Source organism: Labrys sp. ALF-8, assembly GCF_059699065.1.
Window position 1 is genome coordinate 903,467 of the sequence record NZ_AP048537.1, and the last position, 13,586, is coordinate 917,052.

The 13,586-nt window shown below is 64.3% G+C and carries 9 protein-coding genes; 7 read left to right on the plus strand and 2 right to left on the minus strand.

Annotated features, from left to right (window positions below):
* The first annotated feature begins 185 nt into the window (after nucleotides 1–185).
* From AC6H34_RS04085 to AC6H34_RS04095, 3 genes are read left to right on the plus strand one after another with little or no spacing between them, the layout of a single operon-like run.
* Nucleotides 186–2,405, plus strand: a complete 2,220-nt coding sequence (locus tag AC6H34_RS04085) for a TonB-dependent receptor (RefSeq protein WP_497537987.1) — start codon at nucleotides 186–188, stop codon at nucleotides 2,403–2,405.
* Nucleotides 2,406–2,407: 2 nt separating this feature from the next.
* Nucleotides 2,408–2,776 carry a hypothetical protein gene (locus AC6H34_RS04090; protein ID WP_497537988.1) on the plus strand — a complete coding sequence of 123 codons (369 nt, stop codon included), beginning with the start codon at nucleotides 2,408–2,410 and terminating at the stop codon, nucleotides 2,774–2,776.
* Nucleotides 2,773–4,011, plus strand: a complete 1,239-nt coding sequence (locus AC6H34_RS04095; RefSeq protein ID WP_497537989.1) for a RhtX/FptX family siderophore transporter — start codon at nucleotides 2,773–2,775, stop codon at nucleotides 4,009–4,011. Before AC6H34_RS04090 ends, AC6H34_RS04095 begins: the two co-directional genes overlap by 4 nt.
* Here AC6H34_RS04095 and AC6H34_RS04100 read toward each other — a convergent pair.
* On the minus strand, nucleotides 3,993–5,204 hold the full coding sequence (locus AC6H34_RS04100) for an MFS transporter (protein ID WP_448146011.1): 1,212 nt from the start codon (nucleotides 5,202–5,204) through the stop codon (nucleotides 3,993–3,995). The two genes, AC6H34_RS04095 and AC6H34_RS04100, sit on opposite strands and share 19 nt — an antisense overlap.
* A 154-nt stretch (nucleotides 5,205–5,358) precedes the next feature.
* On the opposite strand from AC6H34_RS04100, the gene AC6H34_RS04105 reads away from it, so the two are divergent.
* Genes AC6H34_RS04105 through AC6H34_RS04120 form a run of 4 tightly spaced genes read left to right on the plus strand, consistent with a single transcriptional unit; the run spans nucleotide 5,359 to nucleotide 11,445 of the window.
* Entirely contained in the window at nucleotides 5,359–7,149 is a 1,791-nt protein-coding gene (locus AC6H34_RS04105) for an IucA/IucC family protein (RefSeq protein ID WP_497537990.1), read from the plus strand.
* On the plus strand, nucleotides 7,146–8,237 hold the full coding sequence (locus tag AC6H34_RS04110; protein WP_497537991.1) for a GNAT family N-acetyltransferase: 1,092 nt from the start codon (nucleotides 7,146–7,148) through the stop codon (nucleotides 8,235–8,237). The genes AC6H34_RS04105 and AC6H34_RS04110 overlap by 4 nt, the downstream gene beginning before the upstream one ends.
* Nucleotides 8,234–10,105: an IucA/IucC family protein gene (locus tag AC6H34_RS04115; RefSeq protein WP_497537992.1), complete on the plus strand. Its 1,872-nt coding sequence runs from the start codon at nucleotides 8,234–8,236 to the stop codon at nucleotides 10,103–10,105. The genes AC6H34_RS04110 and AC6H34_RS04115 overlap by 4 nt, the downstream gene beginning before the upstream one ends.
* Nucleotides 10,102–11,445, plus strand: a complete 1,344-nt coding sequence (locus AC6H34_RS04120; protein WP_497537993.1) for a lysine N(6)-hydroxylase/L-ornithine N(5)-oxygenase family protein — start codon at nucleotides 10,102–10,104, stop codon at nucleotides 11,443–11,445. Before AC6H34_RS04115 ends, AC6H34_RS04120 begins: the two co-directional genes overlap by 4 nt.
* 3 nt (nucleotides 11,446–11,448) lie before the next feature.
* Here AC6H34_RS04120 and AC6H34_RS04125 read toward each other — a convergent pair whose 3' ends face one another.
* On the minus strand, nucleotides 11,449–13,578 hold the full coding sequence (locus tag AC6H34_RS04125; protein WP_497537994.1) for a N,N-dimethylformamidase beta subunit family domain-containing protein: 2,130 nt from the start codon (nucleotides 13,576–13,578) through the stop codon (nucleotides 11,449–11,451).
* Nucleotides 13,579–13,586: the final 8 nt, after the last annotated feature.

Consider the following 13,586-nt stretch of genomic DNA (forward strand, 5'->3'; position numbering starts at 1 on the left):
CAAGTAAGACCGTACCCCAATATAGGACACGAAAGGCCAGATATCCAGAAGTATATGATTTCCATTCCCAGATTATAATCATTATAAATTGGGAACATACTAAGAGTATACAGCGGAAACTTGCCCGATATCGTTAAATATAACTTAGACTTGGATCGAGAGTAGCTGGGGGTAATAAATTCAACATGAGCAGGATATCCGTATCGGCGGCCATGTTTCTATCGGTTGTTTCGCCTGCACTGGCACAGCAGTCGCAGCAGGAACAGATTGAGCTCGACCCAATCATTGTTACCGGCTCTCGCGCCGAGAGATCGGTCTCGGATATTCCGCAATCGGTCCAGGTGATCGACAGGCAGGAGATCGACAAGCAGCTCCAGCAAAGCTCGAGCGCCTCGGCAGCCCTGGCCAAGCTGGTGCCTGGCTTTTCCGTTTCCAACCAGACGGTTTCCGGCGCATCCGAGAACTATCGCGGCCGGGATCTCCTCGTGCTGGTCGATGGAGTTCCCCTCGGCACCCCCCTGCGGGACGTTTCGCGCATCCTTTCCCTGATCGACCTCAACTCGATCGAACGCATCGAAATGGTGGCCGGTGCTTCCAGCCTCTATGGCGCGGGCGCCACCGGCGGCACCGTCAACTTCATCACCAGGAAGGCAGAGCCCGGCAAGCCGCGCATCACGGTGAATACGGCGCTGCGCGCCTTCACGGCGAACGCCGCGGATTCGGTGGCCCCGGAACTCTCAGCCACCATATCCGGCAAGACGGAGAATAACTTCGATTATGTCCTGAGCGGCAGCGGTTATCTGGGGCGTCGTACCTATGACGGTTCTGGGCAGGAATTGCCGTCAGACTCCATGTTGGGCCAGGGCGGCGGCGACCGCTTCGGTCGGGTCAATCTACTCGGCAAGTTTGGCTACGACTTCGACACCGCCAAGCGGCTCGAATTCTCGGCGGGCTGGTACTATTTCAACCAGACGCCGCGCTACATGACCGACTATTCCGGTGCCTATGCGCGGCCAGACTATCTCGAGCCCTATACCGGGCAAAGTGTTCTCGAGGATACCAAGTCCCTTTCACTGCGCTATACCGACAATGATTTCGTCCTCGGCAACCTTAACATCGTTGGATTCTACAACAGCATCAAGAAGCGCTTCAACTATTCAACCTTCTCGTTTCCGTATAATTCGCAGGTCTATTACTCCTTCGACCCCGCCAATCCAACCAGTCGCGCCAACCAGACCACGCTGTATTCGGATCGAGGCGGCGTTAACCTGACCATCGACACGCCGCTCGACACCATCTGGGAAGGCGCCAAATTCACCTGGGGCAGCGATCTCATCCTTGAAAAGACCCATCAGACGCTGACCAACGGCCAGGACGTCTTCACGCCGCTGCAGCAGGTGACCACCGCGGCCTTCGGTCAGTTGCAGGTCCCCCTAACGGATCGCCTCACCATACGCGGCGGCGTGCGTTTCGAGCATTTCGCGCTCGACGTCGACGACTTCACCCGCCCGGCTGCCTACGCCGCCGTCGCCTCTGCCACCAATCCGCGCGGCTATCAGGACTTCGTGCTTCCGGCGCTGCGCGTCACCGGCGGGAAGTTCAGCTATTCGGCGCCCACCTTCAATCTCGGCGGCACGTTCAAGCTGACCGACACCAGCGAGATCTTCGGTGGCTTCTCGCAGGGCTTCGCCTTACCCGATGTCGGCGCTTATACCCGCCGCGCCGGCCTGTCGCTCGCCTATGCCTGCCCAGTTTCCCGGCCGAACTGCCTTCCCGCCGGCACGAGCGTTTCCTATGCCTCGATCGGCCCGGAGGCGCAGATCGTCAACAACTACGAACTCGGCATCCGCGGCAGCCACGACCGCTTCAAGGGCAGCCTGGCGGGCTTCATCTCCACTTCCGGCAAGGGCGTGACCTTCGATCCCATCACCAACACAATCTCGCAGCAGAAGGAATTCATCTATGGCGGCGAGTTCACCGGCGAATATGCCGCGACGGACCAGCTGACATTCGGAACCGTGCTCGGCTATCGCGAGGGGCGCTACGATTCGAACAAGGACGGCAAGCTCGATAGCTGGCTGCCGAACAATCGCATCGCCACCCCCTTCCGGGGTACGCTCTATGCCAGCTACGCCTTCGACAATGGTGTGTCGGTGCGCGTGGAGGGGGAGGCGTTCTCCGGCCGCGACAAGGCGATCGACCTCAAGGGTACCCGCTACAAGATCAAGCCGGGCGCCACCATGAACGTCGCCCTGTCGGCACCGGTGAAGGGCGGCGAGGCCTATCTGTCCGTCGACAATCTGTTCGACACCCGCTTGCAGAACCCCACGAGCACCTCCGTACGCAACCTCCCGGTGTATTCCTGGGGCCGCACCGTCACTCTCGGCTATCGCAAGACGTTCTGATCATGGTGGAACTCGACAGGCACGGCCGGCTGCTGACCCTGCGCTACCTGCCTCCCTACAGGGATCTGGACGAGCGGGCCTATCTCGACGCACTGATCGAGATAGGACGCCATGAATGCGCCTTCGCCCTGCTGGTGATCTTCGCCGGCGGCGGCGGGCTCTCCCGGGCAGGGGAGCGTGAGCAGGCCCTCTGGTTCAAAGCAACGCGCGAACACTTCCAGCGGCAATGCCGTGCGCTCGCCATTGTCCGCCCGGATGCAAACCCCCGCATGCTCGAGACCTTCCGGCGCCTGTGGTCGATGCCGCTGACGGCGACCTCCGACGAACAGGCCGCCAGGCATTTCCTCACACGGCATATGGAGGCGGCATGACGGCGCTCGCCCAGGACGTCCCCGCCTCCAGGCCCGGCCGGCTGCGACTGTTCGCGGTGCTGGGCGGCCTTTACCTCGCCCAGGCCATCCCCTCCTATCTGATCGCCGCCGCCCTGCCCCCCATCATGCGCGAGGCGGGCGTCTCGCGCGCGGCGATCGGCTATCTCAGCTTGCTCTTCCTGCCACTGGTGCTGAAGTTCCTATGGGCGCCGCTGGTCGACCGCGTGCGGCCCTTTGCCCGGACGCATCGGGCGGGCTGGGTTATTCTCACCCAGCTCGGCGTGATTGCCTCCATCCTGGCGCTGCTGCCGCTCGGTCCGACGCATGTCGGCGGCATTCTGGGGATCGGTCTCGTCACTGCGCTGCTGGTTTCCACCCAGGATATCGCCACCGACGGCTATGCCGCCAAATATCTCGCCCCCGAGGACCGCGCCATCGGCAACGCCATTCAGGGGGGATCGGTGGCCTTCGGCGTTGTGATCGGCGGCACGCTCGGCCTGGTGCTCTACCACCATGTCGGCTGGACCGGCATGCTCCTGGTCATCGCAGCCTTTTCGGCCCTGCCGCTGATCGCCGCCTTCGGCATGTGGGAGGCGCCCTCCCCGCCATCCGACAAGCTGGCGCGGCCCTCCATCATGGCCTTCCTGCGCCGCCCGGAAACCCGCACCGTGCTTTGGATCGCGCTGATCTATCGGATGAGCGAAGGCCTCGTGAAGGCGATGGAGGGGCCTTATCTCGTCGATGCCGGCGTGCCGCTCGACCGCATCGGCTATCTCTCCGGCGCGTCGGCGGCAACGGCCGGCCTCGCGGGAGCGGCGATCGCCGCCCTCCTTGTCAGGCGCTGCGGCACCGCCGCCACGCTCGGCCTGCTCGGCGGATTGCGCACTTTGTGCTTTGCCCTCTTCGCCGCACACGCCCTCGGTGCCGTCACCGGCTCCTGGCCCCTGTTCGGCGCCGCCGGCTTCCAGACCTTCATCCGCTACATGGAAATCGTGGCGCTCTACAGCCTTTTCATGACGGTGACTTCGTCGGACCAGCCCGGCACCGATTTCACCATTCTGGCTTGCGCCCAGATGGTGGTCTATCTCGCCGGGTCGCTGATTTCGGGCAAGCTCGCCGACCTCATGGGCTATGGCGCGCTCTTCGGTCTCGCCACTGCCCTCTCCGCCCTGGCCGTCCTTGCCACCGTGCGGCTGCTGGCGAATGTCGCCCGCCCTCAGGGAGCCACGCCATGAACCTGGGAAACATCATCCTGGATGCGATCATCCAGGCGCAGGAGTGCGAGGCAGGTCGCGGCAGCAACGCCGACGGCCACGACGAAGGGCAGGTTGGGCGACAAGGCGAAGAGGGTGCCGCCGCAGAGCGCCCCCAGTCCCTGCCCAAGGGCATGCGTACTGGCAAGCCAGCCGGCAGCCACCGCCTGGCGACGCGCCGCGACGCGCTGGGCGAGGCAGGCGGTGTAGGAGGGTGTCGCCACGGCCACCCCGATGCCGGCCCACACCGCGCCCACAGGCACCAGCCAGGGGACTGGCGCAAGGACGATGGCCAGGCATCCGAGTGCGAAGCCCGCAATGCCCCCACGCATGTTGCGCGCCAGTTGGAAGCCGAGACGCGGCACGAGCAGGATCTGCGTCGCGATCATGGCGATCGCGACGGCGGCATAGGTGGCGCCTCCCAGCCCGGCCGCAACAATCGCATCGAGACCGAAGCGGCGCTGCAGGAAGAGGCCGAGGACGAGCTGGATCTGGCCGAAGCCGAAGGTCAGCGCAAAGCCGACGGCGAGCAGCGGCAGGATGCGGCGAATATTGGTGCGCCTGTTCGAGGCTTCATCCTCCTTCCTGCTTGCGGGAGACGCCGGCAGGTCCGGCGCGCACAACAGCAGCAGCGGGCTGACCACCATCATGATGACGGGCACGATGACGCCGGCCCCCGCGCCCAGCGTCACCAGGGAGCCTGCGATGCGGCCGACGTTCAGGCCGGCGCTGAGATTGGCGAGCGCAGCCGGCCGACGCTCGGCTGTGCTTCGCTGCACGATGGCGGCCTGGGCGTGCGGCAGCACCCCGGCAGCACCGACACTATAGAGAAGGCGCGAGACCAGCAGAAGCCCGAGCGCGGCCGTCGGCACACCGACATAGAGCGCACCCGCGAACAAGCCCTGGCCGGCCACCATCAGGCAGGCAAGCCCGGCGAAGAGCGGCCTGATCCGCCATGTCGCGCCATGATGCCCCCACAACGGAGCCGCAACCAGGAAGATCACCGCGCCCAGGAAAGCGACTGCACCGATCTGTGGCGCCGCCAGCGCCGTTCTCTCCGTGACGATCGGCACCAGCGCCAGCAGGGCCGACTGGCCGAAGCCCGACGAGGCGGCGATCAGCGCAAGGCGCAGGCTGTCCGCACGCGAAACAGAGGAGGCATCGTGTCCAGCCATGCTTTTCTCCAAACAATTTTCTTGATCCAAATAGAAACAAACCTTAGAAAATTCAATAGTAAATTAAAATACTATCTAGATATCCTATAAATTGTACAAGTATAAATTTATATACTTACTCGCACGATTTGGATTTATGCTAGAGAGGAATACCATGAACGCCATCGACTTGGTCAGAAGATCGATCGACGTTGCCCACGACGTCTCCATGCGTGCATTCCTTAACAGTCTGATGCGCGAATGGCAGGGGTGGACGATGGAACACGAAGATGGCAGCGCTGGAAACGGCCGGCTTCTCGCCCGCTTTCCCCTGCCACACCGGGGCGGCCATGTCGCGATCGAGGTGACGCATCGATCGCGGGCGGCTTATCACGGCTTCCGCCCCCCATTCCTGGAGTTTTCGGGCACGGCGCCGCCGCGCCCCATCAGCTTCCAGGAGTTCGTCTTCCTGATCGCCAGCGAACCGGACATCGTCGGCCGCGCCGACAGGGACAGGAGCCTGACCTTCCTGTCACGGGTGCTCGACAGCATCAGGAACATCGAGGACGTGGCAGCGCGTGTTCCCTCCCCCGATGCCTTTTTCTCACAGCGCGACCCCAGCTTCGCCGAGGCCGAGGGTTCCCTGCGGTTCGGCCATGCCGTCCATCCCACGCCGCGCAGCCGGGACCAGTTCACCCTGGAGGATTCGCGGCGCTTCGCCCCCGAATATCGGCGCGGATTCGCCCTGCGCTGGTGGGCCGCCGATCCCGGTCTGGTGCTCCAGGACAGTTCACGCACCCGGACCGCGGCCGAGCTCTGCCAGACCCTGGCCACCGACGACCCCATGATGGATCCCGGGATCGTGCAGGCCGCGAGGAACCGCGTCCTGCTGCCGATGCATCCCTGGCAGGCGACCCGATTGGCGCTCGACCCAGCCGTCGACGGGCTGTTCCGCCGCGGCCTTCTGCAGGATCTCGGCCATGCCGGCTCGTCCTGGCAGGCGACGTCATCGCTGCGCAGCATCCATGCCCCTCATGCCGACTGGATGCTGAAATTCTCACTCAGCCTGCGCCTCACCAATTCGCGCCGGGTCATCGAGACCCGCGAATGCGAGCGAGGCATCGAGATCGACCGCCTCCTGGCGAGTGAAGTCGGCCAGACCATTGCCCGGCGTTTCCCGAGCTTCAAGGTCATGGGGGAGCCCGCTTATCTGCTGCTGCGGGACGCCGACGGCAAGGCTCTGCCGCAGACCACGGTGATCCTGCGCGAAAACCCGTTCAGGGGGGCAAGCCAGCCGCCGGCCGCCGTGCTGGCCTCACTTTGCGAGATCTATCCCGACGGGCGTGACAGCGCCCTCGCCATCATGATCCGGCGCATCGCAGGGCGGGAGGCGGCCGATCCCAATGCCGTGGCCCGCCGCTGGTTCCGCATGTTCCTCGACAAGGTCGTCGCGCCCTTCCTGCTGATCCAGGCCGATATCGGCCTGCTCTTCGGCGCGCATCAGCAGAACATCGTGGTGGAACTTGCCGAAGGCTGGCCCACGGCCGTGCATTTCCGTGACTGCCAGGGCACCGGCTACATTCGCGAATTCCTGCCCGACCTCGCTGCGAAGGCGCCCGGCAGCCCGATGCAGGCGGGCCATGTCTTCAACACGAACGATGCCGCCCGGCTCGTGGGCTACTATCTCCTCGTCAATTCGGTCTTCGCGGTGATCGGCGCGCTCGGCGTCTCCCGTCTCCTGGCCGAGGACATCCTGATCGGCGACCTGCGAGCCTTCCTGGAGGAGCTCGCCGCCCTGCCGCTGACCGACAAGACCTGCCTCACCTATCTCCTCACCGCGCCAACGCTCGGCAGCAAAGGAAACTTCATGATCTGCTTCCGCAACATCAATGAGAACACCGAGGTGACCGATCCTCTCGCCGGCTATGTGCCCCTGCGCAACCCCCTTGCGGAGGTCGCGGCATGACCCTGCAAAAGAAGATCGACCCCGCCGACATCACCACTTCCCCGGCACCGACCCGGCACTGGCCCCTTGGCCTCGACGGCGAAGCGGCCATCGAGAGCCGCTTGCAGGCGGATGGTACCCTGGAGCTGGCCGCCCATGCCGGCCCCACGACAATCGGACGGGCCGGGCTGCGCGCGCCCGAAGGGGACAGTCCGGGAATCCTTGCCATCCACGAACCCGATGCGGCCCATCCCGGCGATGTCCACGTCATTGCCATCCTGGTGGAAGCGGCCTTCCAGCTCTTCCCCGGCATGACCGCCCTGCATCTGCCCGATGTCGCCAGCAAGCCGGGATTGTCGGCCCTTGCCGTCCAGACGGTGACGGACGAGGAGACCGGAGCGAGCGCCGTGCGCATCGCCCGCGAGCATTTCTACCAGTTCCCCCTGCTCTGGCACCGGCCGGAGGGGTCGCGCGCCTTTCCCGGGATCCGCTCCGCCATCGGCCCGCGGGATCGCCTGCCGCTCTTGCGGCCGCCGCAGCCGACCGGCACCTTCTACCGGCGCTGGATCCCGGAACTGGGAACCACGCTGTCGATGCAGGCCATCGATCGGCGCCGCGATCTCCGGCTTTTCCATGGCTGGATGAACCAGCCGCGCGTCGCCTTCTTCTGGGAGCTCGCCCAAAGCGAGGCCGAACTCGATCGCTATCTCGCCGGGCAGGAGGCCGATCCGCACATCTTCGGCGTGATCGGCAGCCTGGGCGACGAGCCGTCCAGCTATTTCGAATTCTACTGGGCCAAGGAAGACCGGCTCGGCCCCTTCTACGACGCAGAGGATTACGATCGCGGATGGCACGGCCTGATCGGCAATCCCCGCCACCTCGGCCGCACCAAGACCGGCACCTGGTTCCGCTCGGTGACACATTGCCTGTTTCTCGACGAGCCGCGCACGCAACGGGTGGTCGGCGAGCCGCGCGCCTCGCACCAGAAGATGTTGAGCTATTGCGCCGAGACCGCCTACGACAAGGTGAAGGAATTCGACTTCCCGCACAAGCGCGCCGCCCTGGTTTGCTGTCATCGCGAGCGCTTCTTCCGAGAGGTGACGCTATGACCGGCGCGGTGACCCCTGGCGCCGCGATCCTTGGGCCTCTGCCGGATGGCAAGCTCATCGATGCCGGGCTCTGGGTGGCACTGAACCGGGCCGTCATCGCCAAGGCGATCAGCGAGTTCGCCTTCGAGGAGGGCCTGAAGCCCGAGGCCACCAACGCCGAAGGCACCCAGTGGCTTCTGCGCCTGGGAGGCGGGGTCGCCTATCGCTTCAAGGCAGTGCGCCGCATCTGGGGCAATCTGTCGATCGACACGGCGAGCCTGATGCGCCAGGACGGTGCGGCGCTGCGCCCGGCCGACGATGCCGCCGGCTTCATGCTCGATGCCCGTGAAACCTTGAACATCGAGCCGGACACGCTGTGCATCTATGCCAAGGAGCTCTTCAGCACCCTGCTGGCAGATGCCCGGATCGCAACCATGGCCGGCTCCGGCGAAAGCGAACATCTGCTGGCCCTGCCGGACGACCAGATCCAGGCCTATCTCGACGGCCATCCCAAGGCGCCTGCCAGCAAGGGCCGGATCGGCTGGGGCCTGGACGACTACGCCCGATACGCGCCCGAGTTCCAACCGACCTTCCAGCTCTTCTGGCTGGCCGCGGACCGCTGCCGCTGCCGCTTCAGCCTTGCCGGAGACATCGACGAACAGGCGCTGCTCGCAGCCTCCCTAGGCGGAGACGAGCACGAGAGGCTGCAGGCCGCCTGCAAGGCGGCGGGCCTCGATCCGGGGCGCTTCGTGCTCCTGCCGGTGCATCCCTGGCAGTGGGACAACATGATCGTGGCACAGTTCGCCGGCGAGATCGCAGCCGGACGCATCGTGCCGCTCGGGCTTTTCGGCGATGCCTACCGTCCGCTCCAGTCCCTGCGTACCCTTGCCAATGCGGCCTCGCCAGCCAAGCTCCACCTCAAGCTCTCGCTCACCATTCTGAACACTTCCGCCTGGCGCGGCGTGCCCGGCAAATACATGGCGATCGGCCCGGCCTTCTCGAACTGGCTCGCCGACAAGACCAGGCAGGAACCCGCGCTTGCGAACACGCTGGTGCTGCGCGAATGCGCGGGTGCCTTCTATCCCCACCCCCTCTACGAGCGGATCACCGATGCTCCCTACCAGTTTCGCGAGATGCTGGGCGTGATCTGGCGCGAGAGCCCGGAGGCGGGCCTCGCCGCAGGACAGCGCCCGCTGATGCTCGGCGCCCTGCTCAAGAGCGACTTTGCCGGCGTACCGCTCGCAAGCGCCCTGATCGCAGCATCGGGCCTGTCGCATGGGGCGTGGCTGGCGCGTCTGTTCGATGCCGTCGTCCTCCCCCTCTATCACTTCCTCTGCCGCTACGGCGTGGGCTTCATCGCCCATGGCCAGAACATCACTTTGCTGCTGGAGGGCAGCGTTCCCTGCGGTGTCGCTCTGAAGGACCTGCAAGGTGACGTCGACCTCGTCGACGAGGCATTCGCGGAAGCCGCCGATCTCACTCCGGCCATCCGGGACACCCTGCTGAAGCGGCCGGCAGCGCATCTCCTGCAACACCTGCAGACCGGGCATTTCGCCAGCGTGCTGCGCTTCCTGTCCGATACGCTCGCAAGCCACGATCATTTCCCGGAAATCGAGTTCTACGGCGTGCTGGCCAGGCGCCTGCGCCTCTATCAGGCGCGCCACCCCGACCTGTCGGCCCGCTTCGAACTGTTCAATCTCTTCACGCCGAAGGTGCCGCGCATCTGCATCAACCGCGTCCGGCTCGCCATCGGCTACGGCGACGCCAATCGCCGCCCGATACCGAGCCTGGGCAGCGACCTCGATAACCCCCTTTACCTCGCCGAATGCGAATCCCATCCCTCTCGAGACCAGGGTTTCGCCGACAAATCCGCAGGAGTTCAGGCATGACACAGCGCAATCCGTTCGACCTCGCCGGGATCGGCATAGGCCCGTTCAACCTCAGTCTCGCCGCGCAGCTCGACGCCATCGACGGTGTCGAGACCGTCTTCTTCGAAAAGCGCGAACGCTTCAACTGGCATCCGGGCATGATGCTGCCCGGCGTGACGCTGCAGACCTCCTTCCTGAAGGACCTCGTGACGGCAACCAACCCCACCAGCCCTTGGAGCTTCATCGCCTATCTCGTCGCGCATCGGCGCTTCTATGACTTCATCAATGCCGAATTTGCCGACGTCCCGCGCCAGGAGTTCGCCAATTACCTCGCCTGGGTCGCCAAGGGCCTGGACAGCTTGCGCTTTGGCGAAGACGTGCAGGCCCTGGAGTTCGACGGCCGCCACTTCATCCTGCAGACGGGCAACGGCTCGGTCGAAGCCCGCAACGTCGCCCTCGGCATCGGCCTGCAGCCCTACCAGCCCGAGTTCGTACGCAAGCTGACCGGGCAGAACCACTTCCACTCCTCGCGTGCCGCCTTCGAACTCACTCGTGCCGCAGGCAAGCGCGTCGCGGTGATCGGAGGAGGCCAGAGCGGAGCGGAGATCCTGCTTCACCTCCTGGGAGCGGGCGAAGCCGCGGCGGCTTCGATCGACTGGATCAGCCTGCGCCCGAACTTCCAGCCGCTCGACGCCACGCCCTTCACCAACGAATTGTTCACCCCGCACTACGTGCGCAACTTCCACGGCCTTGCCGAGGGTCGGCGCCTGTCCACCGTAGAGCGCGAAAAGCTGGCGGGCGATGGTGTTTCGGCCTCCACGCTGTCGGGGATCTACCAGCGCCTTTATACGCTGCGGCATATCGAGCGTGGCGGCCCCCAGGCCCGCTTGATGCCGCATCGCGAAGTGCTGGACGTCGAGCAGAGTGCAGGCGGCTTCCGGCTGGTGATGCGCAACGGCTTCGACGGCGGCATCGAATTCAGTCAGGCCGATGTGATCGTACTGGCCACGGGCTATAGCTATCGCCTGCCCGATTGCCTCTCGCAGATCCAGGACCGCATCGCGATCGACGGAACGGGCCGGCTGCGACTGGATGCAGATTTTTCGGTGAAGTGGGACGGCCCCGCCGATAGTCGCATCTTCGCGCTGAACGCCGGGCTGATCAGCCATGGCATCGCCGAGCCGCAACTCAGCCTGATGGCGTGGCGCAGCGCGGTGATCGCCAATGCCCTGATCGGCCAGCCCTTCTTCGATGTCGAACCACCGGCCTCGCCGCTGGCCTGGTCTACCGGGGGCGAGCAGTTGGAGGTTGCAGACGCGGAGGTCGAACATCTGCGCCGTCTCTCGCATCGCAATCGCTGATGCCTAAACGGTTCTCTTCCGCTCCGTAAAGTTCCGAACGACATTTTCGAGAAGCGTGGCTACGTTATTCTTGCCGCCGTTGACCGGCAGGGCACCGGCAAAAATGATGGAACCGACTGAGAAGACCGCTCCTCCGCCATCCTTCTCGATCAAGACCATGTCGGAGCGGACGTTCGGATTGTAGACCGCATTCATCTTGTTGGATGTCGACAGAATGTCTTCCGGTACCGGAACGTACCATTCGCTGTGCGGCTCGGATGAGGCGAGTACGATCGTTTCCGGCGGCGTGCCATAGTGGTAGTCGATGCGATCGATCTCGTCCCCGCTGGTTCCGTTCATGATCAGTCCGAAATCACCGATGACTTCGTCCTCTATGCCGTCGAAGACCCACGAAGCCTCCGGCTCGTAGGAAGCCGTGGTTCTCCGGTATCCAGGCGCCTTGCGGTCCCAGCCGTAGCCGGCCATGCCGACGCCGAATATCGCATGGGCACTGCGGCCACGGCTGCGCCAGATGCCACCGAGTTCACCCGTGCTTGAATGGTAGCGTTCGCCTGGCCCCGCCTCCCAGTGTCGCAGTCCTTCGAATTTTCGAACCTCGATGACATGCGGCAAGTCCCTGACGGCCGTGGTCACCCAATAGAAGCCGTCTCCTCCCAGATAGAGGAGCCCGCCGCCGGTCTCGGCATGTCTTTCATAGGCGTCGAGCATCTGGCCACTGTAATATTCCGGGTGCGAGCTGGCGATCACGGTCTGGTAGGGAACGAGGATCGTCTCCCATTCGGCATCGAGATCATGCTCGGTGATGATGTCGAATGGCAGGCACCGCTGGTGAAGAAAATTGACGATGTAGAGGTCGCAGGAGAAGCGGCGGGGTGCGTCAAAGCCCCAGAATCGATAGGTCGGCCGCATGTTGGGAATCGGCCGAAGATGGGTCGAATGCGCAACCCCCGACCCATCGCTGTGATAGTCGTAGACGCTCTTGCCCCATTCCTGATGGGCAGCGGCCAATGTCTCGGCCTCCCCGGTCTTGACCTCCAGTTCACTTCCCTGCTCGAACTCACCTTCCGTCAGGTGTTCGTTCGCATAAGCGACATAGGTATAGGTCCCGAGAACGAAGGCGATAGGGCTCGGCGCGGCGTTGGGGCCGGGCCGCACCGCCAGTGGAATATGATCTTCCGCATCCGCTGTCCTCAGCCTGACGGCATAGACTCCGCTCCTCAGGCTTTCGGGAATGCTCACCTGTGCCGAGACCGGCCAGCCCGCATCGGAAAGATCGTCGTCATGGAAATGGATCGCATCATACTGGCTCGGGTCCAGTGTCCATGCGTGGACAAGCCCGTTCCAAGCTGGGCCGGTCATTGCGCGCGTCGGCACATTGACGAGACGGAGGTCGTTTCCGCCGATGATGTCGCGGCAGACTTGCAGATCCATGTCCTGCTCGAAAGCCCATTTGGCTATTGCAAGGCTGCCGGACGACAAGGACGGACAGGCGATCTTCCCATTGTAGACATCGATCGGAAATCGCTGTGCGCCTTCCTCGCGGCAATGGCTGGCAGCAAGAAAGATGTCGCTCGAGCCCCCGAGCGGCCATCCTCCTCCCGTCTGGCTGGCAAAAGCGCTGCGGACTGCACCCGCTTTGCGTAGGATATCGACCGAAATCGCCGTCGAGGCGGAGGAAATCGACACGCTCAGCGCGTACCAGGTTCGCCTGGAGAAAGGTCGTTCGATCCGGCAGACGACATCGCCGGCGCGCAGAAGCGTGAGACATCCCGCCTGATCCAGGCAGAGCGACAGCCCCATCCCCGGCAGCCCAAGCAGCGTCTGCCGCCTGCCGAGTGCTGGGACGGTCGGCCAGATGGCCATGCGGATGTCGAGCCCTTTACCGGACTCCATGGCCAATGGAGCAGCGCTGACCGCGAAGGAGCCGATGGGCGTCGCCATTTCCCGCGCGGATACCGTTTGCGGTGCGATCTCGGCTATCTCGTCGAAGACGAAGCCAGGGCCCAGCGGGTTGGTGTCGCCGTGGATCAGCCGGATGACGTCGATCGTCACATCGGGGCTTGAGCTGCTGACCATCACGTCGACCGTTTCGCCGGCCCTGCAACTCAGCTTGGAAAGGTAGCCCGTCAACATGGAATGCA

Bases quoted from the DNA above. Each gene is read 5' to 3' on its own strand.
- AC6H34_RS04085 (WP_497537987.1), top strand. From the start codon at position 186: ATGAGCAGGATATCCGTATCGGCGGCCATGTTTCTATCGGTTGTTTCG.
- AC6H34_RS04090 (WP_497537988.1), top strand. From the start codon at position 2,408: ATGGTGGAACTCGACAGGCACGGCCGGCTGCTGACCCTGCGCTACCTG.
- AC6H34_RS04095 (WP_497537989.1), top strand. From the start codon at position 2,773: ATGACGGCGCTCGCCCAGGACGTCCCCGCCTCCAGGCCCGGCCGGCTG.
- AC6H34_RS04100 (WP_448146011.1), bottom strand. From the start codon at position 5,204: ATGGCTGGACACGATGCCTCCTCTGTTTCGCGTGCGGACAGCCTGCGC.
- AC6H34_RS04105 (WP_497537990.1), top strand. From the start codon at position 5,359: ATGAACGCCATCGACTTGGTCAGAAGATCGATCGACGTTGCCCACGAC.
- AC6H34_RS04110 (WP_497537991.1), top strand. From the start codon at position 7,146: ATGACCCTGCAAAAGAAGATCGACCCCGCCGACATCACCACTTCCCCG.
- AC6H34_RS04115 (WP_497537992.1), top strand. From the start codon at position 8,234: ATGACCGGCGCGGTGACCCCTGGCGCCGCGATCCTTGGGCCTCTGCCG.
- AC6H34_RS04120 (WP_497537993.1), top strand. From the start codon at position 10,102: ATGACACAGCGCAATCCGTTCGACCTCGCCGGGATCGGCATAGGCCCG.
- AC6H34_RS04125 (WP_497537994.1), bottom strand. From the start codon at position 13,578: ATGTTGACGGGCTACCTTTCCAAGCTGAGTTGCAGGGCCGGCGAAACG.